The sequence below is a fragment of the Citrobacter sp. CK188 genome (assembly GCF_030333525.1).
Classification (GTDB): domain Bacteria; phylum Pseudomonadota; class Gammaproteobacteria; order Enterobacterales; family Enterobacteriaceae; genus Citrobacter_B; species Citrobacter_B koseri.
This window is the reverse complement of the sequence record NZ_JAOWFU010000033.1, coordinates 88430-113312: the sequence shown is the minus strand read 5'-3', so window position 1 is coordinate 113312 and position 24883 is coordinate 88430. Positions and strand designations below refer to the sequence as shown.

Genomic DNA, 24883 nt, shown 5'->3' with positions numbered 1-24883 from the left:
TACGCGTCGTTCATCGCGCCGCCAGGCGCGCAAACGTGGCCTCTAACTCAGGCGGCTTACGCATACCCTGGTGTAGCTCCAGAACGCGTCCTTCGGGGTCAATCAGTACGGAGGTCGGCGTGCCGATCACCTGATAACGTTCCTGGGTAATGTTGAGCTGATCGCGCACCACCGGATAGGTTATCTGATGCTTTGCCAGCAGATCGTTAATCCTGACCGTTTCAGGGTCGGTATTGACCGCCACAACCACCACTTTATCGCCCCATTTTTTGCTTAGCGCTTCCAGCGTGTCCATTTCCGCCAGACACCCCCCGCATCCCGCAGACCAAAAATTCAGGTACACCGCCTTTCCTTGCCAGCGCTCAAGGCCTGACTCCTGGCCTTGCAGGTCAAACGCCGCCAGCGCCGGGGCCGGTGCCCCGACCGCCAGCTTTTCTTCTTTACACCCGCTTATCAGGATCGCCGCCGCGAGTAACAGCACATTATGCCAGCGCATGTTGATTGGCCTCCTCACCCAGATATTTACCGTGTTGCAGCCGCAGAATACGGTCGGCAAACTGCCCAAGCGCAGGGTTGTGCGTCACCATCACAATCGTGCGCCCCTGACGATGCAGATCGGTGAGCAGATCCAGCACCCGCTGCTCATTCTCTTCATCCAGGTTGCCCGTCGGTTCATCCGCGAAAATAACCGGCGGTTCGTTGACCAGCGCCCGGGCGATACACACACGCTGCTGCTCACCACCGGAAAGCTGGCTCGGCAGGTGCGTCACACGATGCCCAAGCCCTACCTGCTCCAGCACCTTCCTCGCCGCCGCTTCATCCACCACGCTGTGGTAATGCTGGGCGAGCATGATGTTTTCCAGCGCAGTTAAGAACGGGATCAGATGGAACTGCTGAAATACCAGGCCGATTTTCTCGGCACGAAAGCGACGCCGCCCCTCTTCATCCAGCGCGGCGGCATCGGTGCCGTCAAGAAACACCTGCCCTTCCGTCGCCGTATCAAGGCACGTCAGAATATTCATCAGCGTGGTTTTACCAGAACCAGAAGCGCCCATAATGGCGACAAATTCACCCTGCGCAATGCGCAGATTAATGTCATCCAGGGCGGTAACGTCACCGAACCGTTTGTATAAGTGGCGGGTTTCGATCGCCACCTGAGGGATATGCGTAACGGACATGGCGCTACTCTCCTTTCAGCACTTTAGCAGGCTCGACGCTTACCGCGCGTCGCACCGGAACAATCGCCGCCAGAATGGCGACCAGTAAAGACAACACCAGAGTAATGGGCAACACCGGCAGACGCAGCGAAATGGCGGCATTAAACACCGTTAATCCCAACAGTTGCGCCAGCAAATATCCCAGCACCCAGCCGCACGCCACCGCCGCCAGCGCGATGATGCTGGTTTCCAGCAGAATTTGCCGCACGATATCGCCGTTGCTGGAACCAAGCGCTTTTTGCAGCGCAAACTCGCGCGCCCGCTCGCCGACAATCGCCATCAGCGTGGTATTCACGCACAGCGAAGAGAGCGCCAGAATCACGATCGAGACCAGCCCCATCAGACCTTTAATTTTATCCAGCACCTGCCCTTCGGAAGCAGAGACCTTACGCACCGGACGAATCTCCAGGTCAGGATACTGCGCCTGCAACCGGCTGGCGTAGCTCTCCACCTGGCCGACATCGTTACTGACGCTAAGCAAGCCGTGGCTGATTTTGCCCGGCTGATGCAGCCAGGCCTGCGCCACATCGAGGCTGACGATCAGCATGTTGTCCGTCGCATCGCCAGACTCCACAATGCCTTTAATCTGCAAATTCTTACGCTGATTGTGATCCACCAGCGTGATGCTGTCGCCCGGCTGCACGTTGAGGCGTTCCGCCAGTTTGACGCCGATCATCGCATTACGGTCGTCAAAACTGACGCCAATCCAGCTACCGGTGACTTGCCAGTACGGTACCAGTTTTTGCAGCGACTCGAACCACACGCCAACCATCACCACTTTTTCCAGCTCGGTGCGCGCCATGCCGTACAACCACGGACTGGCGCCATGCACCAGCCCCTGCGGCGCCTGATCGAGAATGCTCTGCAACTCCTGCTGCGGCATACTGGAACCGTGCCCCGGCCCGATGTAAAAATTCGCGCCGAAGGTGCGCAGTTCTTCGCTCATTTTGGTGTTAATGTCGAACCAGACGGCAGAAAGTGCCGTCACAATGGTCGCCCCCACCACCAGCGCGGCAAACACCACGCTGACCCGCTGAAAACGCAGACGCAGCGCCCGCCACACCAGCAGCCAGAGCATGGTACGTTTAGCGGCCATACAGCACCTCCACAGGATACAGTCGGGCGATCCGCCGGGCCGGGAACCAGGTGCCGATCAACGCAATCAGTACCGCAATCACCAGTACGCACGGCACCACAATCCAGGCAAAATTAAGCGGCGCGTCGAAGAGCATGACGCCAATCGCTTTCGCCAGCCCCCACCCGGCAATACATCCCAGCGCACCGCCAGCCAGCCCGCTGGACGCCGCTTCCAGGTAGAACAGCAGCATGATTTGCCACTGTCGCGCACCCAGCGCTTTCATCAAACCGATCTCTTTGGCGCGTTCCATAATGGTGCTGGTCATCAGCGAGGCGATCCCCATTGCGGAAGCCGCCAGCGCCGCGACGGTAACGACCGCCATCAGCAGCTGAATTTTATCAATCACCACCCCTTCAGACGCCGCGACCTGCCATACCGGGCGCACTTCCGCGCCGGAAATCGCCTCTTCCAGCTGATGCGCGATCGACGACACATAGGCCGTGCAATACCAGAGGTCGTACTCTTCGGCATTGAGCGCATCCAGGTTTTCTCGCGCGCGGCGGGACAGTTCGTTTTCCGGCACAGTCAGCGCCGAGACGCGAATCGCCTGCACTTTTCCGGGGAGCCCCAGCAGGTGCTGTACCGTGCTTAGCGGCATCACCAGTTGGTTATCTTCATCGCCACCGCTGGAGAGGATACCGCTGACGGTGACCTGCACTGCTTCGCCTTCGGTACGTAATGTCAGCTTATCACCAGGTTTCCAGCCCATTTGCCGCGCCAGCGCGTGCCCGACTAAGGTCTGCGGCTCTGCGCCTGCGGGTTCCTGCGGCCAGTCGCCGGTCACCTGCCAGTATGGGCTGACCGTTTTCTGCCCCGTCTCATATCCCTCTTCATCAGGAATATCCACTGGCTGACTGAAGAAAGTGCCCAGAATCCGCACCGGTTCTCCCTCCACGCTGGCTTCGCCGCCGAGCATCGGCGCAAACCCGACAATGTTGTTTCGCCAGAAGATATCTTTGATGTTCGGCAGTTCGGATTCATCAAGAAAATCCTGACCGGAAAGCGGATTACTGCTCTCACTAAACAGCGCGGGCAGCGCAGCCTGTCCGGCGGGTTCAATCAAAATGTTCGCGCCATAAGACTTCAGCTCTCTGGACATTTTATCGCCGATATCAATGGACACCGCCAGCAGCGCCGAAATCAGGCTGGAGGCCAGAAAAACGGTGATTATCGCCAACACTTTGCGGCGTAAATTGCGCCCCCAGGATTGTCGTAACATCCGCCACAGCATGATTATTCCTCCCTCATGTCGGCAGGAACAAACTGCTCCGGCGTTTCACGGAAGCGTTCATAGTTAGCCTCTGACGAGAAGAACCAGGTCTTGCCGCCATAGCTGTATTTGTAATCGGCTGAGGTATTGGTCAACGTTGAACCATCGACCGGATCGGTCACTTTAATGGTCATGACCGTTGAGAAGTAGTTCACCCCTGTCGCCAGTTCTTTACCGGGGATCACCAGCTCTTTTTCATCATTGTGCCAGTTTTCAATCGGCACCGGGTTACAGCCACCGGCCTTGCCGATAGACGGAATAAAAATATGCACTCCGCAGGCGACGCAGATGACCTGATTGCCCTCCATGACATAACCCTGATCGCCGCACAGCAGGCAGGCGTCGAACACCACGCCAAAACGCAGCTTGTCGGGATAGCGGTTAATCACGAAGAAGCGCACCGCTTTGCCATCGTCCGCCACCCAGACGAAACGATGCAGTTTACCGTCACGAAGCTGTTCAACCGGCAGGCGCACCATGCCATCGCTCCCCAGCGTTACGGGCACGGCTTCAGAGAGTTGCGGCGGCTGCGAGGCCACTTTATCCCACCACAGCTGGCCTGCGATAACGACCACCGCGCAACCGATTGTGACCAGCCACAGCCGCAAAGCGTTGCGACGCTGCGCCAGCGCCAGACGGTGAGCGATCGGTTCTTCGGTTTCCCGCGTCTGTCGAAAAGCCCGCAACAGCGCCGGAAGCCAGCACAGCGCCAGGGCCAGCAGCAGCGCGGCTCCCGCCCAGTTATACAGCGCCGTGTTATTTGTGACTTTCGCCACGAAACTCAGCAGTGATTTTCCCAGCGGAACAACCTGTAATTTCATCAGCAACAACAGCAGGTTGCCGCTCAACGGCAGCCAGATCATCACCAGTAAAATCAGCGTTAACGGCCAGTACAGGCCACGAATACGCCGCAGCAGCATCGCGCAGAGTACGCCCGCCAGACAGAGGATCGCAAAAGCGAGAACGACGGCCGTCAGGTTTAACAACAGGTCAGTATTCAGCACATGCGTACTGGTCAGCCCGCCCAGATTAGGGTCCAGCGCCCAATGGCGGGCAGCGCCGAAAATCAGAATCCCCTGCCACAGATAGCGGATACGCGTTGAAGCCCACCAGAAACTGAGGACAAACAGCAGCGATACCATGACCTCCGCCCCAACCAGCAGCAGTTGTACCGGTTGGCTGCCGTGAATAAACAGTCCCGCCAGCACGCCGGCAATCAGCCCGGTCAGCAGCGTCCAGGTCAGTGGACGTAAAGAGGGAGGATCGTTTCGACTCCAGAGAACACCGGAAAGAAGCGCAATGCAGAAAAAGACCTGTAGCGTCGTGACGAAAAAGTAACTCATAACTTCGACTCTGTACGGCGGGTTGAATTAGGCGACGGGCATATGATCGGTCTGACCAACGCGCCAGAAGGGGGAATCCTCCAGGCGCGTTGGTTAGTCGGTTTTAGTTCAGACCGACATATTTAAACTCGTAGCTCACATCAAACGGTTTCCACCAGCGGCCTACGCCTGTTTCGCTGTCAGTATGGCGATGCATCCCGGCTTTTGACGGCGGTTCAATGTGGTAGGTCACTTTATAGTTGCCCACGCCCATCATTTTGATGTTCGCGCCATAGTGCGGGCCATCGCTGGCAACCATCGGCATGAAGGTGCCTTCCTGTTTTTCGCCCGTGTCATTGTTGACCAGGGTGTAGCTGATGGTCAGGTACGGGATCCATTCCCCTGCGCCAAAGCCGTTTTTATTGCCTTCTACAGCGTGGATATCCGCTTCAAGGTGAACATCGGCTTTTGCTGCCGGTAAGCCCATGCCGCGCGGTTCCATATCAATCGGTTGCAGGTAAACGGCCGCCAGCTCCATTTCATTCATGGTGACAGGCTCGCCTGCCGGGTACTCTTTAAAAGCAAACGCGGCTGGCGCAGTGAAAATACTGGCCATCACTGCGCTGGCGATCAGGGTTTTCTTCATGGTCATCAAACGTATCCTCTCGTCTAAAACAACGGCTATACAACGATTATGGGTTATTTTTTATCGTCTCCCCGGGAACCGCGCTTTTGCGCCGCATCACCCACAGCGCCACCAGCGCCGCGAGCAGCAATACGACCTGCGGTAACAACGTTTCCACGTAGGGATAAATCCCCAGCCAGCTGATTTCAGGGAAGCCGTTAATCAACGTAGGCTGGAACAGTTTGCCTTCCACCAGTTCCAGAACGCCTTTGCCCGCAAAGACGAAGGCCATCAGATACATGAAACTGCCGGTAAACATAAAGAAGGGTTTCAGCGGCAGGCGCACCACTGAGTAACGCATTACCAGCCAGGCGAGCAGCAGCACCACGCAGCCAATCACAAAACCGGCGCCAATCGCCATATGGCCGGACACGGTGTTTGCATCGCCAATCAGAGCGTAATAGAACAGCACCGTTTCCGCCCCTTCGCGGTACACCGCCAGGAAGCTGGTCAGCCATAGTCCGACCAGGGAGCCTCGCGACAGGGAATGAGACAGTTTGCCTTCCAGCCAGGCTTTCCAGTGGCGCGCTTCCACTTTGGACAGCAGCCAGTAACTCATAAAGAACAGCATCACGACGGCAATCAGCATCGTTATGCCTTCCAGCAGTTCACGGCTGGCGCCGGAGTTAGTAAACAGCATCTGGAAGATAGCGGCGGTGATGACGCTGGCGATCAGCGCCACAATTACCGACTGACGAATAAGCGGCAGCTTATCCTGATGATTGTTTTTCACCATGTAGGCCACGATTGCCGCCACAATCAGCAGCGCTTCCAGCCCCTCGCGCACGATGATCATCAGACTATAGAGCAGCAGACTCCACTGGGTTTCTTCGCCTTCGCCCAGCATCGTCACGGCTTTTTGCAGATCCTGCGCCAGCGCGCTGGCCTCTGCATTCAGGCGCTCAACCGGCTGACCGGCCTTCATCAGACTGACCAGGCGGGTAAAATACGCCTCCAGCGTGGTTTTAAATGCCGAATCGCGAGAGCCGATTTTGTTTTCCATGCCGCTGGCTTCGAAGCGGTCGAAGTAGGTATCCTGGATATCCAGAATCGCATTCTTCGCATCGCCGCCCTGATAGCGCGCTATCGCGTCCTGAATGCTCTGGTTAATTCCCGTCGTCACCTCAGCCCAGTCGGTGCGGTTATTTCCCTCGTCCGCCGCCGGAATGTTGTCTGCGCTTTGCGCTGCGGCAACCTGCTGATCGTCACGGGTGGTTGGCAAGCCGGGTAAGATATCCTCGATATCCTGTAGCAGCATAGTGACCTGATAGGAGACATCGTTGAGATGGTCAGGTTGCGCGGTCAGCGCAATCAGGGATGAGAATTGTTGGTTAATGGAGGCGGCATCTTTTGCAGAACGGTTTTGTCTGAGGGACATCTCCATCTCAGAGTTTTTAAAGCCCTGATAGTGCGCCTGTTGAACGTGCTGACTGGCAACGCTGTAATTCCCGGCCTGATATTCAGTGACCGCCTGCGCCAGCAGATCGTCGATCGTCCTGAAACTCTCCTGCCAGTGAACGGCAATGTCGTCTCTGGACAGCGCGTTGTGCTGCTCTTCGGCCACCAGACGATGTCCGCCATCCAGCACCGGTTCCACTTCGCGCAGTGCGGCTTTCAGCCAGTCAATGCGCGCCTGGACGTCAGCGAGCGGTTTTTTCTCGCCAATCATTCGACGGATCTCGCCGAATGCGCTCTCCATCTCGTAACTTTTGCGCGCGGAAATGTTGATGCGGATCGGCCCTTCCAGGTTCTCGAACACCTCAAAATAGGCCATTTGTACCGTGCGGCGCGCCTCGTCGGTATGCTGTTGCTGATAAAGTTCCGCTGTTTTATCAAGACGTTGCTCGATATCTTCAATCAAAGGCGCATAATTCGTCGACGCCCAGACACTCATGCTTATAAACAAGCCAAAGAGAGTAACCAACAAAGAGTTACGGAAGTTACGCACGTGCACACCGCCAAAGAATACAAATGATAATTATTATCATTATATCTTTTTGTCGCGTTGTACATGACCTGGATCATAAAAATGTCAGCAGACGACAAGTTATGTAAACTTATTTCATCAAATCGTGATGAACACACACATTATGCGTTGATAAAAGGGACGTTATCTCCCTGTTTTTCTCATGGAATTAACGGCAAGGCAGGCGCGGTAACAGAGGAATAAATTCCCCTGCCGACAGTGATGTTATTCATTGTCGGCAGGCAGAAATAAAACGCGTTATTGCGTACAGCAATATTCAAAGATTAAGGTTATTTCGATCGCTGGCAAGACGCTGTAAGAATTGACCATATCCCTGCGGCCCCATCCAGTAGTTAATACTTTTCTCAACGCCGGTTGATGTCAACGTCGCACCGGAAATACCGTCAACGGTATATTCATCGGCATGTTCAGGTTTATCCTGTACTATTTTCAATGCAGGATGTCCGCTGTTATCTAATAATCGTTTCCCTGGCCACTGTTTGCGCCAGCTGGCGTCTTCCACCCTAGCCCCCAGAAACGGCGTTTCCCGTTGCTGATAATAATACAGATTTCTCACCGTACGACCGTCCAGCCCCAGAGCAAGAAACGCATGCATCATGGATTTCGCGCCCTTACCGGTAACCGGAATGATAACCTGCTGAATTTCATTATTTTTATCTTTCACAAAGAACACATCCGCCACCGTACAGCGCTGACGAACCTGCGCTGGGTCGCGTTCAGGGGCAAGTTTTTCACACTTCTGGCGCGCGGCGTCCGCGCTGCTGTCAGCCACCAGTTCGCCGGAATCTAAATTGACATGGCGTTGAATAATATAACGATGATAGAGCGTTTCGACTGATTTTTTATCCTGGGTCTCTGATTTCATCAGGCCCGCAGCGTGTAAAATCGCCGCCTGTTTTTCCTCCCCTGTCGGCTCCGTCATTTCTCCCTGGAACAGCATAAACCATGCTGCTGCCGCAACAAAAATAAGGACACAAAGCACCATCATTGATGCAACAATAATTTTACCCTTGCGCATTGAATTGTTATCCCTGTCAAAATGGAAATCGAAAAAATCGCCTGAACGTATCACAGACTTTCATTCAATTAAAACAGATATGCCATTATCAATTCAGGTTTGCAACGTCAGGCAGCGGTAAAAAATAATAATTGGCATCAGCAAAAAAACAGTAAAAATAACAAAAAACACGCTCTCCGCTCGTTTTACACATCCTGACAATGGGTTAAAAAATGCCGGGTTTCCCCGGCACACTATCAAAACATGGCTGCCCGCCACAGACGTAACTTCATGCCCCAGTAGCTGGTCCAGCCGCTGGTCGTGGTTACCACCTGCCCCTTCGACACCACCACCAGCGTTGGCGTGACGCTGATTTCCCAGTTTCGTGATATCTCACCGCCGCTATCATTCACGACGGGGAACGTCACCCCTTTACGCGATAACCAGCGGGAAACCTCCCCGTCATTACCGGAACGCAGCGCGATGGTCATGACGTTCTCCCCTTCCGACTGCAAACGGGCGACATCCGGCGTAGTGAAACGGCAGATACCGCACCAGCTCGCCCAGAAGTAGAGCAGCACCGGGCGTTCTTCACTGATCGACGCCAGCGTTACGGTTTCCCCGTCCAGCGTATGCAGCGGCGTGCTGTCAAACATGGCCGGCATCTGCGGAGAACGCCAGACATCCAGCAGGATTATCACGCCAGCCAGCAGAACCAGTAAGATCGCGCCTTCACGCAGCCAGCGGCGCAGTTTACTGAGCATGGGCCACCGCCAGTTTTTCTTTCACCACTGCCTCAAGGGTCTCCCACGATACCGCACCGGGGATCATCTCGTCGCCAATGATGGTTGCCGGCGTCCCCTGAACGCCAACCAGCCGGGCAAGTTGCAGATTGGTGCTCAACGTCTCCATGCTTTTCTCATCCAGCGTAACCGGCGTGGCGGCGGACTTTTCCTGCGCCTGTTTAATACTGGCGGCGGTGTGGTAGCCCTTTTTCTGCATCAGTTTCTCATGCAGCGCTAAAAACTGCTGCGGATGCTCACGCCAGGTGGTTAACGCGGTACGCGCCGACAGTACCGAGCTTTCGCCCTTAAACGGCAGCGGCTTAATCACTACCGCGACCTGCGGATACTTTTGCACGATCTTCTCCAGCAACGGATCAAGCTGCTTGCAGTACGGACAGTTGTAGTCCGTAAAGTTGACGAGCGTCAGCGTCGCCTTCTCCGCGCCTATCCGTGGGCTGGCAGGATCGTTAAACAGCGCTTCCTGGATCAGCGCTTCAATTTGCCTTTCCTGCTCCGGCGTAAACGGCGCGGGTTCTTTCGCCGCGCTCAGACCGGTAAACAGCGCTAACAGCATAATCATCAGATATTTCATGGCGTAACTCCTTTCGCATCGCGCAACGTTTGCAGCACCGCATCGCGCGTCAGCAGCGTGGGCAATGACTGACCCTGCGGTAAACCGGGGCCATAAATCTGGTTAAACGGCACAGCCACCTGGCCGCGTTTTTTCAAAAAGTTGGTGATGTCATCCGCAGGCAGCGTCCAGTCGCCGCGCAATGCGACAACATCCGGCTGTTGCAGCGCATCCTGTATCTCTTCTCGCTGTAACACGTTGTACTTATTGACCTTGCAGGTAATGCACCACTCAGCGGTAACGTCAATGAATACGCGTTTGTGCTGCGCAAGCGCGTCCTGGATCGCCTGTTCGCTCAACGGCTGCCAGACGACGCGCTCTTTCGCCGGGCTGCTTGTCGCGTATCCCAGATGCGGCAGCAGGAGCGTCGCCAGCCAGATTGCCGAACCGAGCATCATAACGCCCAGTACGCGCCGCAATCCGTTCATCCAGCGTCCGGGACGCGGCAGGCGCAGCGCCAGACCAGGGCGTAGCGCGACAAACAGCCACGGCAGGCTCATCCCCACCCCGAGCGCCAGAAACAGCCCCCATAACACCGGGAAGGAGGCCGTCAACGCCACCGCAACGGCCGTCCCGAGAAACGGCGCGCTGCACGGCGTCGCCAGCAGCGTGGCAAACGCGCCCTGCCAGAAATGACCGGCCATCCCGTTGCCGCCGTGGGTGGCAAGTCGGGTCGTCATCGCGGAAGGCAGACGGAATTCAAACAGCCCGAACAGGCTGGCGCTGAAGATCAACATCACCAGCACCATAAACCCGATAAACCACGGGTTCTGGAACTGAATGCCCCACCCGAGCGCCTGATGGGTCAGCCGCAGAACGGTCATTAGCATCGCCAGCGCCATAAAAGAGGCAATAATCCCGGCAACCGACGCCAGAAACTGCCGCCGTATCCGCTGACGACTTTTCTCTTCGACGAGCAGAATCGAGCCGAGCTTCATCCCCAGCACGGGCAGCACGCAGGGCATCAGGTTGAGAATTAACCCACCCGCCAGCGCCATCAACATCACCTGCCAGAGCGGCAGTTCGGCGCTATCGGCCATTTTTGCCGTCGTACTGCCGATCGCCAGGGTACTTTCCTGAGCCACGCCGTCATTCGCCAGTACCAGCGTGACCGTTTGACCACGCAAATCGGGCGCCCCTTCTCCCCAGCCATCGCTGACAGGAACCGTCACCAGCAGTTTTTCGCCCTCAACACGCAGTTGCGGCTTGCCAAAATCAGCGTTATCAACGGCGTCGAGAAACAATGCTGGCGATGACCAGCCTCCGGCACGCGTGGCTTCAACCACCAGCTCTCCTGGACGAGCGCCCACGCTGAGCGTCTGCGTCAGCCCCCGGGAGAGCGGGATCTGCCCCATCGCCTGGGCATAGTCATGCGCGAACGCCGGGTCATGCGCCGAAGGTTTGAGGGTAAAGGGGTAATCGGTCAACAGGCAGACATTGCTGCAAGTAGACAAGGTCAGCACGCCGCTGAGCATCGCGGGTGACGGACCGCGAACCGCCATCGGGAAGGTCACGCGGTGGTGATAACCCTGAGTGGTCATACCGGCGACGTCAAAGCGCGACGGCGTCGGCCAGAACCAGTCAACCGCAGGTATATTTTCTTTCCAGGCAATGGCGGGCGCCACGCCCCCTTCCCCCGGCGAACGCCAGTAGGTTTTCCAGCCGTTTTCCAGTTTTACATCCAACAGTAGCCGGGTTTCGCCTTCCGGGGACGTGTCCGCGCGCAGGCGGACGCTGGCATGGTCGTTATCCGGCGAGCGCAGCCAGCCGCTTTCTGCCGCCCACGAGACGGGCAGCCATAGCAATAACAGACAGCACAAAGTCTGCCTGAAAACAGTGATCATATTTTTTCTCCGTGAACAGGTAATTAACAGTCAGCAACGGCCAGACTGTCATTCACGGAATACGCAGAAGCGTAGATGGACTCTGAGTGTGGGAGGCGAGATTGCTCGCGGTGGAAAGAATGGCAGGCGTACGGCGCGTACGGGCGCCAGCAGGGACAACAACAGACACAGCGCGAGAATCGCCCCTTCAAACAGCACGGGCGGCGCGGCAAGCAATGATTTCGCGCTGAGTTCGCATGGCGTCACGGGCGAGGCATCATCAGCAGACGAGCTATCCGCCTGAGTGACGACCGCCGTCGCGGCTGGCGCCATCTGCAAGGCGTGCAGACCCGCCATGCGCTGCGCGGTGCACACTATCACCACAACACATGCCAGGCAGAGGAACCACCATCCCAGTTGTTGACGTTTCGCCATGACATCCTCACTGATTGACGCGAGTTATCTTAGCCACTGACAAGGTTTTAGCAACCTTTGCGCTGTAAAGTTATGTCGGCGTCGCCCCGCTCATTACAGGCGAAACGCATTAGTTTTAATAATGATTTTGCTGTTTTCATACGCATCTTTCGGGTTTACCCTACACTTAACAACGATGACTTTTCCGGGGATTCCCTGCCGTATGTATTGATTTACGCGAGATAACGCTATGGAATTAAAGGATTATTACGCCATTATGGGCGTGAAACCGACGGACGATCTCAAGACTATCAAGACCGCCTACCGCCGACTGGCCCGCAAATACCATCCTGATGTCAGCAAAGAGCCTGATGCCGAAGCCCGCTTTAAAGAGGTGGCGGAAGCATGGGAAGTGCTGAGTGATGAACAGCGCCGCGCCGAATACGACCAGTTGTGGCAACATCGCAACGATCCGCAGTTCAACCAACAGTTCCAGCAGGGCGAAGGCCAGAGTTATAACGCCGAAGATTTTGACGACATTTTCTCGTCCATCTTTGGGCAACACGGCCGACAATCCCGCCAGCGTCAGGAGACGCGCGGCCACGATATTGAGATTGAAGTGGCGGTGTTCCTGGAGGAAACCCTTGCCGAACACAGCCGTACAATCAGCTATAACTTGCCGGTGTATAACGCGTTCGGTCTTGTGGAGCGTGAGATCCCTAAAACGCTGAATGTGAAAATTCCCGCAGGCGTTGGCAACGGCCAGCGCATTCGGCTGAAAGGCCAGGGAACGCCGGGGGAAAACGGCGGGCCGAATGGCGATCTGTGGTTAGTGATTCATATCGCGCCGCATCCTCTGTTTGATATCGTCAATCAGGATCTGGAGATTGTGGTTCCTCTCGCCCCGTGGGAGGCCGCGCTGGGCGCGAAGGTCGCCGTACCAACGCTAAAAGAGAAGATTCTGCTGACCATCCCGCCAGGCAGTCAGGCCGGGCAGCGCCTGCGCATCAGAGGCAAAGGCCTGGTCAGTAAAAAACACACGGGCGATCTGTATGCTGTGATCAAAATCGTGATGCCGCCGAAACCCGACGACAGTGCCACAGCCCTGTGGCAGCAACTGGCGGACGCGCAGTCCTCCTTTGATCCACGCAAAGAGTGGGGGAAAGCATAATGGCTAACGTAACCGTCACCTTTACAATTACCGAATTTTGCCTGCATACCGGGGTTTCGGAGGAAGAGCTTAACGAAATTGTCGGGCTTGGGGTGATCGAGCCCTGCGAGAACGAAACCGCATCCTGGTTATTTGACGATCATGCGGCGATCGTCGTGCAGCGTGCTTTACGTTTGCGCCAGGAGCTGGCGCTGGACTGGCCGGGCATCGCAATGACGCTGACCTTGCTGGAAGAAAATGACCGGCTACGCCAGGAAAACCGCTTGCTGATACAGCGTCTTTCCCGCTTTATCAAACACCCATAAAATAATAAACGGGGGTTGGCACACTGCCCACCCCCTTATTTTTATCACCGCTATACGGTAAAAAACATTTCACCTTCACGCTCCTTAATATAATCCTTTATAGGTACTTCGACATCCATCGTCATTATTATTCCGTGGCAAAAGCCGTTAATCCGATATAAATCAAATCCTGCCCCCGGGAACCGCCGTAGCATAGTGGCATTCTGAATACATGTTCACAGGGAAATAAAGATCATGGGTGGGATGAAAAGAACGCGCTGGCAGCGTCGACCAGGCACCATCGGCGGTAAATTGCCGTGGAATGACTGGCGAAATGCATCAACCTGGCGCAGGGCGACACAATTTCTGCTCCTGCTGATCAATATTTATATTGGCATCACATTCTATTTTTGGGTCCGGTATTACGAAACTGCCGCCGCCAGCGTTTACGTCCCCAGACCCGGTGGTATTGAAGGCTGGCTTCCTGTCGCCGGTTTGATGAACATCCGATACACCTGGGAAACCGGTCTGCTCCCTCCTGTTCACGCCGCCTCCATGCTGCTTCTGGTTGCATTTATCGTCATCAGCCTGCTGCTAAAAAAATCTTTTTGCTCATGGCTGTGCCCTGTTGGCGCGTTGTCAGAGCTGATCGGCAAACTCGGAGAAACGCTCTTTGGGCCGTCGATTACCCTGCCCCGCTGGCTGGATATTCCCCTGCGCGGTCTGAAATATCTGTTATTGAGCTTTTTTCTTTATATCGCGTTATCCATGCCTGCACAGGGTATTCAGATGTTCCTGATGTCAGCTTATGGCATTATTATCGACGTTAAAATGCTCGATTTTTTCCGCAATATTGGAACAACCACGCTTATCTGCGTCATATTTTTCGCCGTCGCCAGCTTATTTATTCGTCATTTCTGGTGTCGTTATCTGTGCCCTTACGGCGCTCTGCTTGGTCTGTTTTCGTTTTTTTCTCCCTTTAAAATCCGCCGCAATGCCGACAGCTGTATTGATTGTGGAAAGTGCGCTCAAAATTGTCCCTCCCGTATCCCGGTAGACAAGCTGATTCAGGTCAGAACCGTTGAATGCACAGGCTGCATGACCTGCGTGGAGTCCTGCCCGGTTGCCTCAACGCTCAACTTTTCACTACGCACGCCTTCTGGCGCGCCGGAAGGAAAACGCGAGGCGATAAAACCGTTATGGCGACAGGCCGCGCTCTCGGGCGTCGCCATGACAATATTGATACTCGGGATACTTTTTGCCGCTATCGCGATTGCGATGTATGCCGGCGCCTGGGATAGCCCAGTGCCGGAGCATCTTTACTTCCGCTTAATTCCCCAGGCGAGGATGATTGGGCATTAGTTAAGAAATAACGCGCCCACGCTGGTGGTGTTTTCATCCTAAATGGCGCTTCGCCTCCTGGCGCACCCGGTGCAGTACGTGATGTTTGATCCCACTGTAAGCCGGGTGTTCAGCCAGGGTTTCGATATCGCGTTCGCGGCCAAAAGGCAGGATAACCTCCTCAACGATTTTTCCAGGCTTCGCCGACATAATCAGAATACGATCGGCCAGAAACAGCGCCTCTTCTACGTCGTGAGTCACAAACAGCAGCGTGGTGCCGGTGGCAAGCCAGGCATCGCGCAGGAGTTCCTGCATCATCAGACGCGTTTGCGCATCCAGCGCGCCGAACGGTTCATCGAGTAGCAACACTTCCGGCTCCGGCAGCCATGCGCGGGCCAGCGCCACGCGTTGTTTCATCCCGCCGGAGAGTTGCCAGGGCGCATGATGTTCAAAGCCTTTCAGCCCTACCCGCGTCAGCCAGTCCAGCGCCTGGGCGTTGACCTCATTTTTGTGGTATTTCCCCAGCCGTGGGCCAAAGGTGACGTTTTCCAGTACCGACAGCCAGGGAAACAAGTTTGGCTGCTGGAAGATCATTCCCCGGTCTGGCCCTGGCAGCTTCACTGTCTTTCCGCCTGCCGCCACGCGCCCGCGATCCGGCTTGTTGAATCCGGCGACCAGATTCAGGATCGTGGACTTCCCGCAGCCGGACGGCCCCAGCAGAACAACAAATTCCCCTTTCTCCAGAGACAGGCTGATATCGTCCAGCACCGTGAACGGCTGCGGTTTTGCCGCAAAAGAGAGCGATACGTTTTCCAGTGTAATAGCACTCATTACTCTTTCCCCGCCCAGGGCACAAAAAAGCGTTGCAGCCCCAGCAGCAATAAATCCAGTAAATAGCCGATACCGCCGAGCAGCAGGATCCCCAGCATCACGATATCGGTTCGCAGATACGAGCTGGCGTTAATCACCATCCAGCCGAGACCCGAACTGGCCGCCACCATTTCCGCCGCGATGAGCGATGTCCAGCCGATCCCTATCGACAGCCTGACGGTGGTAAACAGTTCCGGCAGCGCATCCGGCAACACCACGCGCAGAAAAATCTGTTTGCGCGACGCGCCGAGCGTTTGCGCCACACGAATGCGTGAGCGGCCAATACGATCGACCGCAGCAGATGCCCCCACGACCACGCTCAGGAAGGTGGCGATGAAGATCAGAAAGAACTTCGACGCCTCACCGATCCCCAGCCAGACGACCGCCAGCGGAATAAGCGCAATCTTGGGTAGCGGGCGCAAAAACTGCACGAACGGATTCAGTACCGCCGCCAGACCTTCCGACAACCCCATCAGCAACCCCAGAGGGATGCCGATGATAATTGCCACAGAAAAAGCGCTTAAGGCCCGGGCCAGGCTGACTGCGACATGCTCCCACAACGGCACCTGACGATAACCATCAGCCAACAGCTCTTCGGTTGTCAGACCGATATCCTGTAGCGACGGCAGCAGCAGCGGGTCCACCCATTGCCGCATCGTCGCCACTTGCCAGACGATAAAGAAAATAGCCACCGAAACGACGCTGATGGCGATGTGATAACTCAATCTCATTGCGCTGCTACCGCCGCGTCACGGATGTAGCGGGAGTTAATGGCGCTGTCCCAGTTCGCCGGGATATCACGTTTGCGGATCTCGCCAATCCCCGCCAGGAAGTCAGAGGTTTTGGTCAGCGCTTTACCAATACCGCTGTCAGTCGTCTGGGTTCCATTGCCAAGCCAGTCCGCCGTACCCTGCTGCGTCAGGGTTGGGTATTCCAGCCCACCCAACGTATTCACGGCAGTCGTCACCGGCGCGCCCACCTCTTTCGCCACAATCGCCGCCGCGCGTTCCGGGTCTTTCTTAAACTCATCAACTTTTTCCTGGTGAACGCGCAGGAACGCGCTGACGGTTTGCGGATACTGCTCGGCAAAGGCTTTACGCACGACGTAGTTGTTGTAAATCAGGTAGCCGTCCTTTTGCAGATCTTTGGTCGCGAATACCTGATGCCCGCCGGAGGCTTCAAGTTCCTGAGCAAACGGCGCCCAGACATAGCCCGCGTCGATATCACCGCGTTTCCAGGCCGCGACCATTTCCGCCGGACGCAGCGGCAATAAGGTTATTTTGCTGCGATCGAGATGGTTAACGCTGATGGCGGCTTCAAGCGCATATTGCGCCGTCGAGTTTGGCGGATAGGCTACGCGTTTGCCTTCGATATCGTTAATACGGGTAATGCCGTCTTTACCAATTAAACGCTCGTAGCTGGCAATCACCCCGGAGACGCCGACAATCTCCACCGGCAGTTTTCTGACAATGCCTGCCGTTGCCGGGCTGGAGCCGAAATTGGCAATATCAATCGCGTTGCTGGCAAAATAATTTAACGCGTCCGCACCGGACGCAAATTGCACCCATTTGACCTTGCTGTGTAAAGCGTTATCCAGAGAACCATCGGCTTTTGCCAGCATCAGCACCTGAGAACCGCCGCTGTATGCCACGCGGACTTCTGCGGGTGTTTCGGCAAAGCTGGTATTGACCCACAGGCCACCCGCTGCAAGTAATACGCAGAGACTTTTTTTCATTTAATTTATCCTTTAAATAATAACGTTATTAATGCCATGCTTCGCGCTGCGTTAACCATAACCGGGCACACTGTTGCGCTAGCGCTTCTGCGGGATCAATCGACACGGCTAAATGCGGGGATGTCACCTCCGCCAGCGCAACCGGCACTTCCGTACAGGCCAGCACCAGCCTCTCTGCGCCGCGATCGCGCAATGCCTGAGCCTGTAAACTCAGCAGCTCACCGCCGGTACGCAGTTCGCCGCGTTTTACCGCATAGCACCCCGGCACAAACCACTGCCGTAGCTCCTCTGGCGTCGGCTGCACGCTTTCAATCCCCATAGAGGCGAAACCGTGCTGGAACCAACCGGCATCCAGCGTGCCCTGCGTGGCGATAAGCCCGACCCGGCGGGGCTTCTCTTTCCCTTCAAATACCGCCAGCGTGGCGTCCACAATATGCAGCAACGGCGCGTCGCTGTGCTGCGCCAGCGCCTCATACCAGTGGTGCGCCGTATTACAGGCGATCACAATGTGGCTGGCGCCCGCGCGGTTCAGTTGTTCCACACCGAGCAAGAGCTGCGGCAACGGCGAAGGCCCTGTTCCCGCCAGCGCCTGTTGGCGATCCGCAATTTGCGGCACATTCCACACCACATGGGGAATTTGCTGTTGATCGCTGCTGGCGGGCGTTGCGCGCAGCAATTTATGCATCAAATCAAGCGTCGCCAGCGGCCCCATGCCGCCAAGAATCCCCAGCAGAAAAGGTGTGCTCATGATGACAAAGAATCTGCGATGACCTGACGATAGCCAAACAGACCTGCGCTTCCTCCCGTATGGATAAACACCACATTCTCATCCTTGCGGAAATGGCCTTGACGGATCAGATCAATCAATCCGGCCATACCTTTACCGGAATAGACAGGGTCGAGCAGAATCCCCTCGTGCTGCGCCAGCAGTTGCAGCGCTTCAAGCATCCCCTCGGTGGGCAGACCATAGCCTTCGCCCACATAATCACTGTTGGCGACCACCGCCTCACGCGGCAATTCACCCGGCACGCCGAGCAGTTCCCGGGTCTGCTGCGCCAGACGCCAGACGTTGTGTTCCTGTTTATCACGCGGGGCGCGTACGCTAATCCCGAGGAGAGGAATGCCGCTGTGCGTGGCGGTTAAACCCGCAATCAGGCCAGCCTGCGTGCCTGCGCTGCCGGTGGCATGGACGATATGATCGATACGCAGCCGTAACTGGCTGGACTGCCAAAGCAACTCTTCCGCGCAGGATACGTAACCCAGCGCCCCGATTGCGTTCGAACCGCCACCGGGGATGACATAAGGGGTATGGCCCTGCGCACGCAGGCTTTCCGCATGGTGCTCCATTGCCTGCTGCATATCCGTACCGCCGGGCAAATGGGCAATAATTTTGCCGCCAAGCAAACCGTCCAGCAGCACATTGCCAGATTGCTGATACTCATCACCCAGCGTCGTGACGCGTTGTTCGAGAAAAATATGCGCTTCCAGACCCAGTCTGGCCGCCGCCGCGACGGTCTGACGCACATGGTTAGACTGCGTGGCGCCCTGGGTAATGATAATATCCGCCTGTTTCGCCTGGGCGTCGCCGAGCAAAAACTCAAGTTTGCGGGTTTTATTGCCGCCAGTGGCAAGGCCGGTGCAATCGTCTCGTTTTATCCAGATATTTGGCCCCCCCAGCAAGCGTGAAAGTTGAGTGAGAGGCTCCAGTGGAGTCGGGAAATAGCCAAAATGAAGCCGGGGAAAACGCGCCAGATGCATAATAACTCCTGTAAAGAATAACGACGCCGCACATTAAAATTCGGCAGCGAGAGTAAGAAAGGTTCGTGGAATATAAGAATGACTATATTGATTTTCTCACTCACGGCTTACCAAGTTTTTCAGCTATGGATATGAGGAAAAAAGATAAAACAAAAAACGATCGCTTTATTTATTCGCCAGCATTCATTAACTGACCATCATGCCGATCCGTTTAAACAAATAACCAAATATGTCTTTTGGTGCGCAGGCACGCTCAGGTATTTAATGCTTCCAGGGCGACAAACGCCTGCCAGCTGACGTCATCAATCCAGATGCCCTCTTCCTGGCGCCGGGCATACGCGCGCAATTCCGGTTCTCCGGGGATCTGCACATCGCGCCCTTCCTGCCCGCTACGAACCCAGTCAACCTGCGCTAACAGCGCCTGTGAGTAATGTTCCTCCTCGCCTAACCGCGCGGGGTCAAATAGAATCGACAGCATATTGTTGATGATTCCGGCACGCGGCGGAATCTGCTGGCTTTCGGTCTCGCCGCCGGTCAGCGCAGCGCCGAGTAAGCTACATATTAGCGACAATCCCGCGCCTTTATGGCCGCCAAAAGGCAGCAAAGCGCCGAGCGGCTCAGTCATTAATGCGGCAGGGTCGGTCGTGGGTTGCCCGTTCGCATCTACCGCGCATCCTGCCGGGATGGCGCGCCCTTCATTCCAGGCGATGCGCGCTTTATTGCCCGCAATGGCGCTGGTCGCGAAATCAAGGATAACCGGAGGGCGGTTCTGTAGCGGTACGCCCACGCAAAAGGGGTTTGTACCAAGCCTGGCGCGCAGCCCATCGAACGGCAACACGGCCGACGGCGCCGCCACGTTAGCAAAATGGATCGAGACCAGCCCGGCGCTCGCCACCTGCTCTGCCCATGCGCCGATCCGCCCAAGATGGTGGGTATTAGACAAGCCAATTATTGCCACCCCAAACTGGCGCACACGCTCAATACCCACGCTCATGGCCTGTTCGCCCAACGCCTGGCCGAAGCCATGTCCCCCATCAAAAGAGACAATCGGCCCGGCATCAGACAAGGTGGTCAGCGTGGCGCCAGGGTTCAAATCTCCCGCCAGAATGGCCCGTATATAGCGAGGCAACAGAGTCACGCCATGCGAGTCGTGGCCTTTTAGTGAGGATTCGACCAGGTTATCCGCTACTTTTTGCGCGATATCAGATCCCGTACCCGCCCGTACCAGATAGCGTTGTAAAAGCGAACGTAAGTGATAATGTGAAAATAATGGCATGATTCTACTCACGGACATTGCCCCTGCAATGGCAAGGGCTATTAAAGAGGTGAGTCCGACTATAGCGAGGATGTATTTGTTACATAACCATGAATAATGACTAAGCTTTTCCGCTTATTAACTAACACACCATGAATATCGTTATTCATTTTCCTGATATTCATTGCCATTTAAATCATTTCCTTTCCCTCTCGCCTCTGCCCATGATTTTTTGCTGAGAAACACCTTTCTGGGGAACAGATATGAATAAAAGAAACAGGGTATTTGCCTGGACGCTGGCGTTTTCCACCCTTGGCGGAGTCAGCCAGTCGGCATTTGCGGAAGGGAACATTAGTATCGCGCAGCAATTTGGCATCGGTTATTTAATTCTTGATGTGGTGCGAGACCAGCAGCTTATCGAAAAAGAGGGGCAAAAAGAGGGGCTGGATATCAAGGTAGAGTGGCGCACGATTTCAGGCGCAACCGGGATGAATGAAGCGTTGCTCTCTGGCGCTCTGGACGTTGCGTCAGCAGGCGTTCCCCCGGTACTCACCCTATGGGATCGCACCAAAGGTAAGCAAAATGTGAAAGCGATAGCCTCGCTGGGATCGATGCCCAATTATTTATTGAGTAATAACCCGGCGGTAAAAAGCATTAAAGATCTGACCGAAAAAGACCGTATTGCCGTTCCGGCGGCTGGGGTCGGTTTTCAGTCTCGTACATTACAAATCGAGACGGCGAAATTATATGGCGACCAGGACTTCAAACGCTTCGATAAGATTAGCGTCAGTTTACCGCACCCGGACGCCAGCGCAGCCTTAATTGCTGGTGGCTCGGAAATTACCACGCATTTTTCCAGCCCGCCGTTTCAGTATCAGGCGCTGGAGCACAGCAACGTGCATAAAGTGCTCAGTTCCTATGATGTGCTGGGTGGGCAGGCGACATTTAATGTTCTCTATACCACCCAGAAATTCCATGATGAAAATCCAAAAACCTATAAAGCGTTTTATCGCGCCCTCAGTGAAGCCGCAAATATCATTAACCGTGACAAAAATGCGGCTGCCGAAACGTATATTCGCGTCGAGAAATCACGGCTGCCCTTACCGCTGGTACAAAAAATTGTTAACGATCCAGAAATCAGCTTTACGGTTTTCCCTGAGCGTACTGGCGTATATGCCGAAAAACTCCATGAGCTTGGCGTACTGAAAAATAAGGCCGATTCCTGGAAAGACTATTTCTTTAACGAAGCATGGGAAAACCCAGGCAGTTAAACCGCGACACCGGAGGCTCTGATGGTCACTCAGCAAATCGACGGCCCGCTGCTACAGGTCAGCAATGTTGATATTGAATACCGTACCCGTGAACGGCAAGTGCGCGCGACGCATGATGTCAGTTTTGATGTCTGGCCTGGCGACCGCTTTATTTTGCTTGGGCCGTCAGGCTGCGGGAAATCAAGCCTGTTGAAAGCTACAGGCGGTTTTCTCGCCCCGCGCAGCGGCCACATTTCACTTGCGGGAACGCCGGTTAGCGCTCCCGGCCCGGAACGCATGATGGTATTCCAGGAGTTCGACCAACTGCCGCCGTGGAAAACCGTGCTGGAAAACGTCATGTTTCCTCTGCTGGCCAGCCGGAAAGCCAGTCGTTCACAAGCAAAAGAGACGGCGCTGCATTTTCTCCACAAAGTCGGGCTGGCAGAATTTGCCGACGCTATGCCCCATATGCTCTCCGGCGGGATGAAGCAGCGCGTCGCCATTGCGCGGGCGCTGGCGATGAAACCACGCATCCTGCTGATGGACGAGCCCTTTGCTGCGCTGGATGCGCTGACCCGACGCACAATGCAGGAAGAACTGCTTGCGCTCTGGGAAGAAGAGCGCTTTACCCTGCTGTTCGTCACCCATTCGATTGAAGAGGCGCTGGTGGTGGGCAGCCGTATCCTGGTGCTTTCGCCGCATCCAGGGCGCGTCAGGGCGGAGCTTAACTGTCATCAGTTCACGCTTAATGATTTCGGCAGCGAGGCGTTTCAGCACGCCGCGCGTCATATTCACCATCTGTTATTCCCGACAATCGGGAACAGTCCGTCTCACTCATCCGGCGAGGAGCCAGAGTATGTCCCAGCCACCGTACATTCGTCCTGAATTCGAACGCGAATTACCGCCGCTGCGCAATCTGCCGGTGGAAACGCCGCTGCCTTTAAGCCAGCGCCTGTGGAATCAGACGTGGCTGCGCAAGTGTCTGATTGTCGCCCTGGTGCTGGCACTATGGGAGATCGCCGCACGAATCCAGCAAAACGATCTGATGTTGCCCGGGGTACTTCAGACGTTGCAGGCGTTTAGCGAAGACATGCGCAATGGCGAACTGCCGGAAAAAATCGTCAACTCACTCAGTACCCTGCTGAAAGGGTATCTGGCAGGCAGTGCGCTGGCGCTGATTGCCAGCGCGCTGGCCGTGACCACCCAGTTTGGCCGCGATCTGCTCAGCACATTAACCGCGATGCTAAATCCGCTGCCGGCAATTGCGCTGCTGCCGCTGGCTTTGCTGTGGTTTGGTCTGGGGAATGCCAGCCTGATATTTGTGCTGATACATTCAGTGATGTGGCCAATCGCGCTGAATACCTGGTCCGGCTTTAGCAGCGTACCGGAAACGCTACGCATGGCGGGGCGCAACTACGGCCTCAGCGGGCCACGCTATGTGATCACGATTCTTATTCCGGCATCGTTGCCCGCTATCCTGTCCGGGCTCAAGATCGGCTGGGCGTTCGCCTGGCGCACGCTGATTGCCGCCGAACTGGTATTTGGCGCATCCAGCGGCGAAGGAGGCCTGGGCTGGTATATCTTCCAGAATCGCAATGAGCTGTTCACCGACCGGGTATTTGCAGGACTGTTAACGGTAATTGCGATTGGCCTGCTGGTGGAAGGCGTGGTATTCGCCAGTCTGGAAAAGATCACGGTGAAACGCTGGGGGATGCAGCGTTAACCCCTCCCCGCGTTCTTTGCAGCCGGACGTTGTCCGGCTTAGCGCGAAATGGTCTTAGTTCCCTTTTTGCTTTTCACGTAGCCACGGCGTTCTGGCGATCAAGACCTGCTCACACTTTACCGATAGCGGTTTCATGAAAGACGACAGCCTTTCGATGCAAATCAGAATCCCAAAATACAGCATCACCGCCTGGGTCGCATTCAGTACCGACATATCGATATTGGCGCTGACAAATATCACCACCACATGCTGCAACAGCATAATAATGTAGGCCCGCGACGCCAGGCTGGATAACCCCTGCCGGAAGCGATCCAGATTAAACAGGGGATGAATCAGCGGGTATCCCGCCAGCAGAATGAAGAGGAATGCCGCAGCAAACAGCAGGCTTGAGGGTTTCAGAGGAAACAGCACTTCCCGAACCGGTAGCTGATCGATATGCGCCACAATCACCCCGGTCACCACCAGCAGCAGGCTGACTGACGCCGCCTGAAGACGGTAGCGCGTGAACCACGGCTGAAAGTGTATGAACAGCATCCCGAAGGTAAAATCACTCACCCGAACCTGTGCTGACCAGTAAGGGTTCACGATGCTTTTATCATATGCCAGTAGCGTAACGACGACCGCCGCCAGCATCGTACAGACAGGAAAACGGACAATGGCCCAGTAGGTCACCGGAGAAACGGCGTACAGCAGGATAATACAGCCAATAAACCACTCTCCGGTGAAGTACGCGGTATTAATGTCGTAGACACCGTGCAGATAATGGTCAAACCCGAGAACGGAAGGCAGCAGCGAGTGAAATGCACGCTTCCCGGCGAGCACGTCAGCCAGCGGATTGCCTGGATAGAGGAAAAACACGCTCAGGATGAGGAACAGGATCGCCATTGAGAAATAAGCGATGTTGTAGGGAAGCAGGATCGAATAGACGCGTTTCAGGTAATACTCCTGCACAGAGTATTTACGCAGCGACAGGTAAGCCAGCGCGCCGGATATCATGAAGAAGAAAGAGACGCCCAGCCGCCCTATTCCTCCGGTCAGGTATTCGCGCGGGAACGTCAACACGGTACTGGTATCGAACATGTAGCTGTAATGCGAGGTGACAACCAGCAGTACAGCCAGAATGCGGAGAATATCAAAAAAATAATTACGTGTTGTTTGCATACTCTTTCTTGTTAACAAGCCAGCAGACAACATGACAAAGGTCCGGTTGCATACTGGGAAAATGAC

Annotated in this window: 25 protein-coding genes; 6 read left to right on the top strand and 19 right to left on the bottom strand. The window is 55.5% G+C overall.

What is annotated here, in order from left to right; all coding sequences use genetic code 11:
• Positions 1–10 precede the first annotated feature (10 nt).
• The 12 genes from OGV67_RS12050 to OGV67_RS11995 all read right to left on the bottom strand — a co-directional run bounded on the left by OGV67_RS12050 (position 11) and on the right by OGV67_RS11995 (position 12290).
• Complete coding sequence (locus tag OGV67_RS12050) at positions 11–496, bottom strand: TlpA family protein disulfide reductase (protein WP_012132911.1); 486 nt, start codon at positions 494–496, stop codon at positions 11–13.
• The gene (locus tag OGV67_RS12045; RefSeq protein WP_000117262.1) at positions 483–1178 is read right to left on the bottom strand and encodes an ABC transporter ATP-binding protein; all 696 of its coding nucleotides are present in this window, start codon (positions 1176–1178) and stop codon (positions 483–485) included. The genes OGV67_RS12050 and OGV67_RS12045 overlap by 14 nt, the downstream gene beginning before the upstream one ends.
• Positions 1179–1182: 4 nt before the next feature.
• A complete protein-coding gene (locus OGV67_RS12040; protein ID WP_115614873.1) occupies positions 1183–2313 on the bottom strand; it encodes an ABC transporter permease in 1131 nt (376 codons plus the stop codon).
• The gene (locus OGV67_RS12035) at positions 2303–3586 is read right to left on the bottom strand and encodes an ABC transporter permease (protein WP_115614874.1); all 1284 of its coding nucleotides are present in this window, start codon (positions 3584–3586) and stop codon (positions 2303–2305) included. Before OGV67_RS12035 ends, OGV67_RS12040 begins: the two co-directional genes overlap by 11 nt.
• 2 nt (positions 3587–3588) lie before the next feature.
• The gene (locus OGV67_RS12030; RefSeq protein WP_000119836.1) at positions 3589–4968 is read right to left on the bottom strand and encodes a Fe-S-containing protein; all 1380 of its coding nucleotides are present in this window, start codon (positions 4966–4968) and stop codon (positions 3589–3591) included.
• Positions 4969–5071: 103 nt separating this feature from the next.
• Positions 5072–5599: an iron transporter gene (locus tag OGV67_RS12025; RefSeq protein WP_012132914.1), complete on the bottom strand. Its 528-nt coding sequence runs from the start codon at positions 5597–5599 to the stop codon at positions 5072–5074.
• Between the two features lie 40 nt (positions 5600–5639).
• On the bottom strand, positions 5640–7526 hold the full coding sequence (locus OGV67_RS12020) for an FTR1 family iron permease (RefSeq protein WP_147294131.1): 1887 nt from the start codon (positions 7524–7526) through the stop codon (positions 5640–5642).
• Between the two features lie 349 nt (positions 7527–7875).
• Positions 7876–8691 carry a Na(+)-translocating NADH-quinone reductase subunit C gene (locus OGV67_RS12015; RefSeq protein WP_104868812.1) on the bottom strand — a complete coding sequence of 272 codons (816 nt, stop codon included), beginning with the start codon at positions 8689–8691 and terminating at the stop codon, positions 7876–7878.
• Between the two features lie 182 nt (positions 8692–8873).
• Complete coding sequence (locus OGV67_RS12010; protein ID WP_012132917.1) at positions 8874–9380, bottom strand: protein disulfide oxidoreductase; 507 nt, start codon at positions 9378–9380, stop codon at positions 8874–8876.
• Positions 9370–9993, bottom strand: coding sequence for a DsbA family protein (locus tag OGV67_RS12005; RefSeq protein ID WP_115609403.1), 624 nt, complete (start codon positions 9991–9993; stop codon positions 9370–9372). The genes OGV67_RS12010 and OGV67_RS12005 overlap by 11 nt, the downstream gene beginning before the upstream one ends.
• Entirely contained in the window at positions 9990–11876 is a 1887-nt protein-coding gene (locus tag OGV67_RS12000) for a cytochrome c biogenesis protein CcdA (RefSeq protein WP_286465578.1), read from the bottom strand. Before OGV67_RS12000 ends, OGV67_RS12005 begins: the two co-directional genes overlap by 4 nt.
• 48 nt (positions 11877–11924) lie before the next feature.
• Complete coding sequence (locus OGV67_RS11995; RefSeq protein ID WP_047457658.1) at positions 11925–12290, bottom strand: hypothetical protein; 366 nt, start codon at positions 12288–12290, stop codon at positions 11925–11927.
• Positions 12291–12519: 229 nt separating this feature from the next.
• Here OGV67_RS11995 and cbpA point away from each other — a divergent pair, with 229 nt between their 5' ends.
• The 3 genes from cbpA (at position 12520) to OGV67_RS11980 (ending at position 15086) form a co-directional block, all read left to right on the top strand.
• Positions 12520–13440 (top strand): curved DNA-binding protein, encoded by a 921-nt coding sequence (gene cbpA / locus OGV67_RS11990; RefSeq protein WP_115614877.1) that lies wholly within the window; start codon positions 12520–12522, stop codon positions 13438–13440.
• Positions 13440–13745 carry a chaperone modulator CbpM gene (cbpM, locus tag OGV67_RS11985; protein ID WP_047457663.1) on the top strand — a complete coding sequence of 102 codons (306 nt, stop codon included), beginning with the start codon at positions 13440–13442 and terminating at the stop codon, positions 13743–13745. Before cbpA ends, cbpM begins: the two co-directional genes overlap by 1 nt.
• Positions 13746–13979: 234 nt before the next feature.
• Positions 13980–15086: a 4Fe-4S binding protein gene (locus OGV67_RS11980; protein WP_112002286.1), complete on the top strand. Its 1107-nt coding sequence runs from the start codon at positions 13980–13982 to the stop codon at positions 15084–15086.
• Positions 15087–15119: 33 nt separating this feature from the next.
• Here OGV67_RS11980 and OGV67_RS11975 read toward each other — a convergent pair whose 3' ends face one another.
• From OGV67_RS11975 to OGV67_RS11950, 6 genes are all read right to left on the bottom strand, one after another.
• Complete coding sequence (locus tag OGV67_RS11975; RefSeq protein ID WP_047457671.1) at positions 15120–15896, bottom strand: ABC transporter ATP-binding protein; 777 nt, start codon at positions 15894–15896, stop codon at positions 15120–15122.
• Positions 15896–16666, bottom strand: a complete 771-nt coding sequence (locus tag OGV67_RS11970) for an ABC transporter permease (RefSeq protein WP_047457674.1) — start codon at positions 16664–16666, stop codon at positions 15896–15898. The genes OGV67_RS11975 and OGV67_RS11970 overlap by 1 nt, the downstream gene beginning before the upstream one ends.
• On the bottom strand, positions 16663–17670 hold the full coding sequence (locus tag OGV67_RS11965; protein WP_049009338.1) for a taurine ABC transporter substrate-binding protein: 1008 nt from the start codon (positions 17668–17670) through the stop codon (positions 16663–16665). Before OGV67_RS11965 ends, OGV67_RS11970 begins: the two co-directional genes overlap by 4 nt.
• 28 nt (positions 17671–17698) lie before the next feature.
• Complete coding sequence (gene cuyB / locus OGV67_RS11960; RefSeq protein WP_012132933.1) at positions 17699–18418, bottom strand: cysteate racemase; 720 nt, start codon at positions 18416–18418, stop codon at positions 17699–17701.
• Complete coding sequence (gene cuyA, locus OGV67_RS11955) at positions 18415–19428, bottom strand: D-cysteate sulfo-lyase (protein ID WP_200003533.1); 1014 nt, start codon at positions 19426–19428, stop codon at positions 18415–18417. Before cuyA ends, cuyB begins: the two co-directional genes overlap by 4 nt.
• A gap of 253 nt (positions 19429–19681) precedes the next feature.
• Complete coding sequence (locus OGV67_RS11950; RefSeq protein WP_115614878.1) at positions 19682–20704, bottom strand: malate/lactate/ureidoglycolate dehydrogenase; 1023 nt, start codon at positions 20702–20704, stop codon at positions 19682–19684.
• A gap of 242 nt (positions 20705–20946) precedes the next feature.
• On the opposite strand from OGV67_RS11950, the gene OGV67_RS11945 reads away from it, so the two are divergent.
• The 3 genes from OGV67_RS11945 to OGV67_RS11935 are packed head-to-tail and all read left to right on the top strand — an operon-like array spanning position 20947 to position 23656.
• Positions 20947–21954 carry an ABC transporter substrate-binding protein gene (locus OGV67_RS11945; protein ID WP_114848404.1) on the top strand — a complete coding sequence of 336 codons (1008 nt, stop codon included), beginning with the start codon at positions 20947–20949 and terminating at the stop codon, positions 21952–21954.
• Between the two features lie 21 nt (positions 21955–21975).
• Positions 21976–22818 (top strand): ABC transporter ATP-binding protein, encoded by an 843-nt coding sequence (locus tag OGV67_RS11940; RefSeq protein WP_101744364.1) that lies wholly within the window; start codon positions 21976–21978, stop codon positions 22816–22818.
• On the top strand, positions 22790–23656 hold the full coding sequence (locus OGV67_RS11935; RefSeq protein ID WP_047457694.1) for an ABC transporter permease: 867 nt from the start codon (positions 22790–22792) through the stop codon (positions 23654–23656). Before OGV67_RS11940 ends, OGV67_RS11935 begins: the two co-directional genes overlap by 29 nt.
• Positions 23657–23710: 54 nt before the next feature.
• Here the strand turns inward: OGV67_RS11935 and OGV67_RS11930 are convergent, their stop codons facing one another.
• Positions 23711–24817, bottom strand: coding sequence for an acyltransferase family protein (locus OGV67_RS11930; protein WP_286465574.1), 1107 nt, complete (start codon positions 24815–24817; stop codon positions 23711–23713).
• Between the last annotated feature and the right edge of the window lie 66 nt (positions 24818–24883).

What these genes read in the sequence shown, in the direction of transcription:
- cuyA (WP_200003533.1), bottom strand. Translation starts at nt 19,428, where the DNA reads ATGCATCTGGCGCGTTTTCCCCGGCTTCATTTTGGCTATTTCCCGACT.
- OGV67_RS11975 (WP_047457671.1), bottom strand. Translation starts at nt 15,896, where the DNA reads ATGAGTGCTATTACACTGGAAAACGTATCGCTCTCTTTTGCGGCAAAA.
- OGV67_RS12005 (WP_115609403.1), bottom strand. Translation starts at nt 9,993, where the DNA reads ATGAAATATCTGATGATTATGCTGTTAGCGCTGTTTACCGGTCTGAGC.
- OGV67_RS11965 (WP_049009338.1), bottom strand. Translation starts at nt 17,670, where the DNA reads ATGAAAAAAAGTCTCTGCGTATTACTTGCAGCGGGTGGCCTGTGGGTC.
- cbpM (WP_047457663.1), top strand. Translation starts at nt 13,440, where the DNA reads ATGGCTAACGTAACCGTCACCTTTACAATTACCGAATTTTGCCTGCAT.
- OGV67_RS12050 (WP_012132911.1), bottom strand. Translation starts at nt 496, where the DNA reads ATGCGCTGGCATAATGTGCTGTTACTCGCGGCGGCGATCCTGATAAGC.
- OGV67_RS12020 (WP_147294131.1), bottom strand. Translation starts at nt 7,526, where the DNA reads ATGAGTGTCTGGGCGTCGACGAATTATGCGCCTTTGATTGAAGATATC.
- cbpA (WP_115614877.1), top strand. Translation starts at nt 12,520, where the DNA reads ATGGAATTAAAGGATTATTACGCCATTATGGGCGTGAAACCGACGGAC.
- OGV67_RS11995 (WP_047457658.1), bottom strand. Translation starts at nt 12,290, where the DNA reads ATGGCGAAACGTCAACAACTGGGATGGTGGTTCCTCTGCCTGGCATGT.
- OGV67_RS11940 (WP_101744364.1), top strand. Translation starts at nt 21,976, where the DNA reads ATGGTCACTCAGCAAATCGACGGCCCGCTGCTACAGGTCAGCAATGTT.
- OGV67_RS12010 (WP_012132917.1), bottom strand. Translation starts at nt 9,380, where the DNA reads ATGCTCAGTAAACTGCGCCGCTGGCTGCGTGAAGGCGCGATCTTACTG.
- OGV67_RS12035 (WP_115614874.1), bottom strand. Translation starts at nt 3,586, where the DNA reads ATGCTGTGGCGGATGTTACGACAATCCTGGGGGCGCAATTTACGCCGC.
- OGV67_RS11935 (WP_047457694.1), top strand. Translation starts at nt 22,790, where the DNA reads ATGTCCCAGCCACCGTACATTCGTCCTGAATTCGAACGCGAATTACCG.
- OGV67_RS11970 (WP_047457674.1), bottom strand. Translation starts at nt 16,666, where the DNA reads ATGAGATTGAGTTATCACATCGCCATCAGCGTCGTTTCGGTGGCTATT.
- cuyB (WP_012132933.1), bottom strand. Translation starts at nt 18,418, where the DNA reads ATGAGCACACCTTTTCTGCTGGGGATTCTTGGCGGCATGGGGCCGCTG.
- OGV67_RS11945 (WP_114848404.1), top strand. Translation starts at nt 20,947, where the DNA reads ATGAATAAAAGAAACAGGGTATTTGCCTGGACGCTGGCGTTTTCCACC.
- OGV67_RS12040 (WP_115614873.1), bottom strand. Translation starts at nt 2,313, where the DNA reads ATGGCCGCTAAACGTACCATGCTCTGGCTGCTGGTGTGGCGGGCGCTG.
- OGV67_RS12045 (WP_000117262.1), bottom strand. Translation starts at nt 1,178, where the DNA reads ATGTCCGTTACGCATATCCCTCAGGTGGCGATCGAAACCCGCCACTTA.
- OGV67_RS11930 (WP_286465574.1), bottom strand. Translation starts at nt 24,817, where the DNA reads ATGCAAACAACACGTAATTATTTTTTTGATATTCTCCGCATTCTGGCT.
- OGV67_RS11950 (WP_115614878.1), bottom strand. Translation starts at nt 20,704, where the DNA reads ATGCCATTATTTTCACATTATCACTTACGTTCGCTTTTACAACGCTAT.
- OGV67_RS12000 (WP_286465578.1), bottom strand. Translation starts at nt 11,876, where the DNA reads ATGATCACTGTTTTCAGGCAGACTTTGTGCTGTCTGTTATTGCTATGG.
- OGV67_RS12025 (WP_012132914.1), bottom strand. Translation starts at nt 5,599, where the DNA reads ATGACCATGAAGAAAACCCTGATCGCCAGCGCAGTGATGGCCAGTATT.
- OGV67_RS12030 (WP_000119836.1), bottom strand. Translation starts at nt 4,968, where the DNA reads ATGAGTTACTTTTTCGTCACGACGCTACAGGTCTTTTTCTGCATTGCG.
- OGV67_RS11980 (WP_112002286.1), top strand. Translation starts at nt 13,980, where the DNA reads ATGGGTGGGATGAAAAGAACGCGCTGGCAGCGTCGACCAGGCACCATC.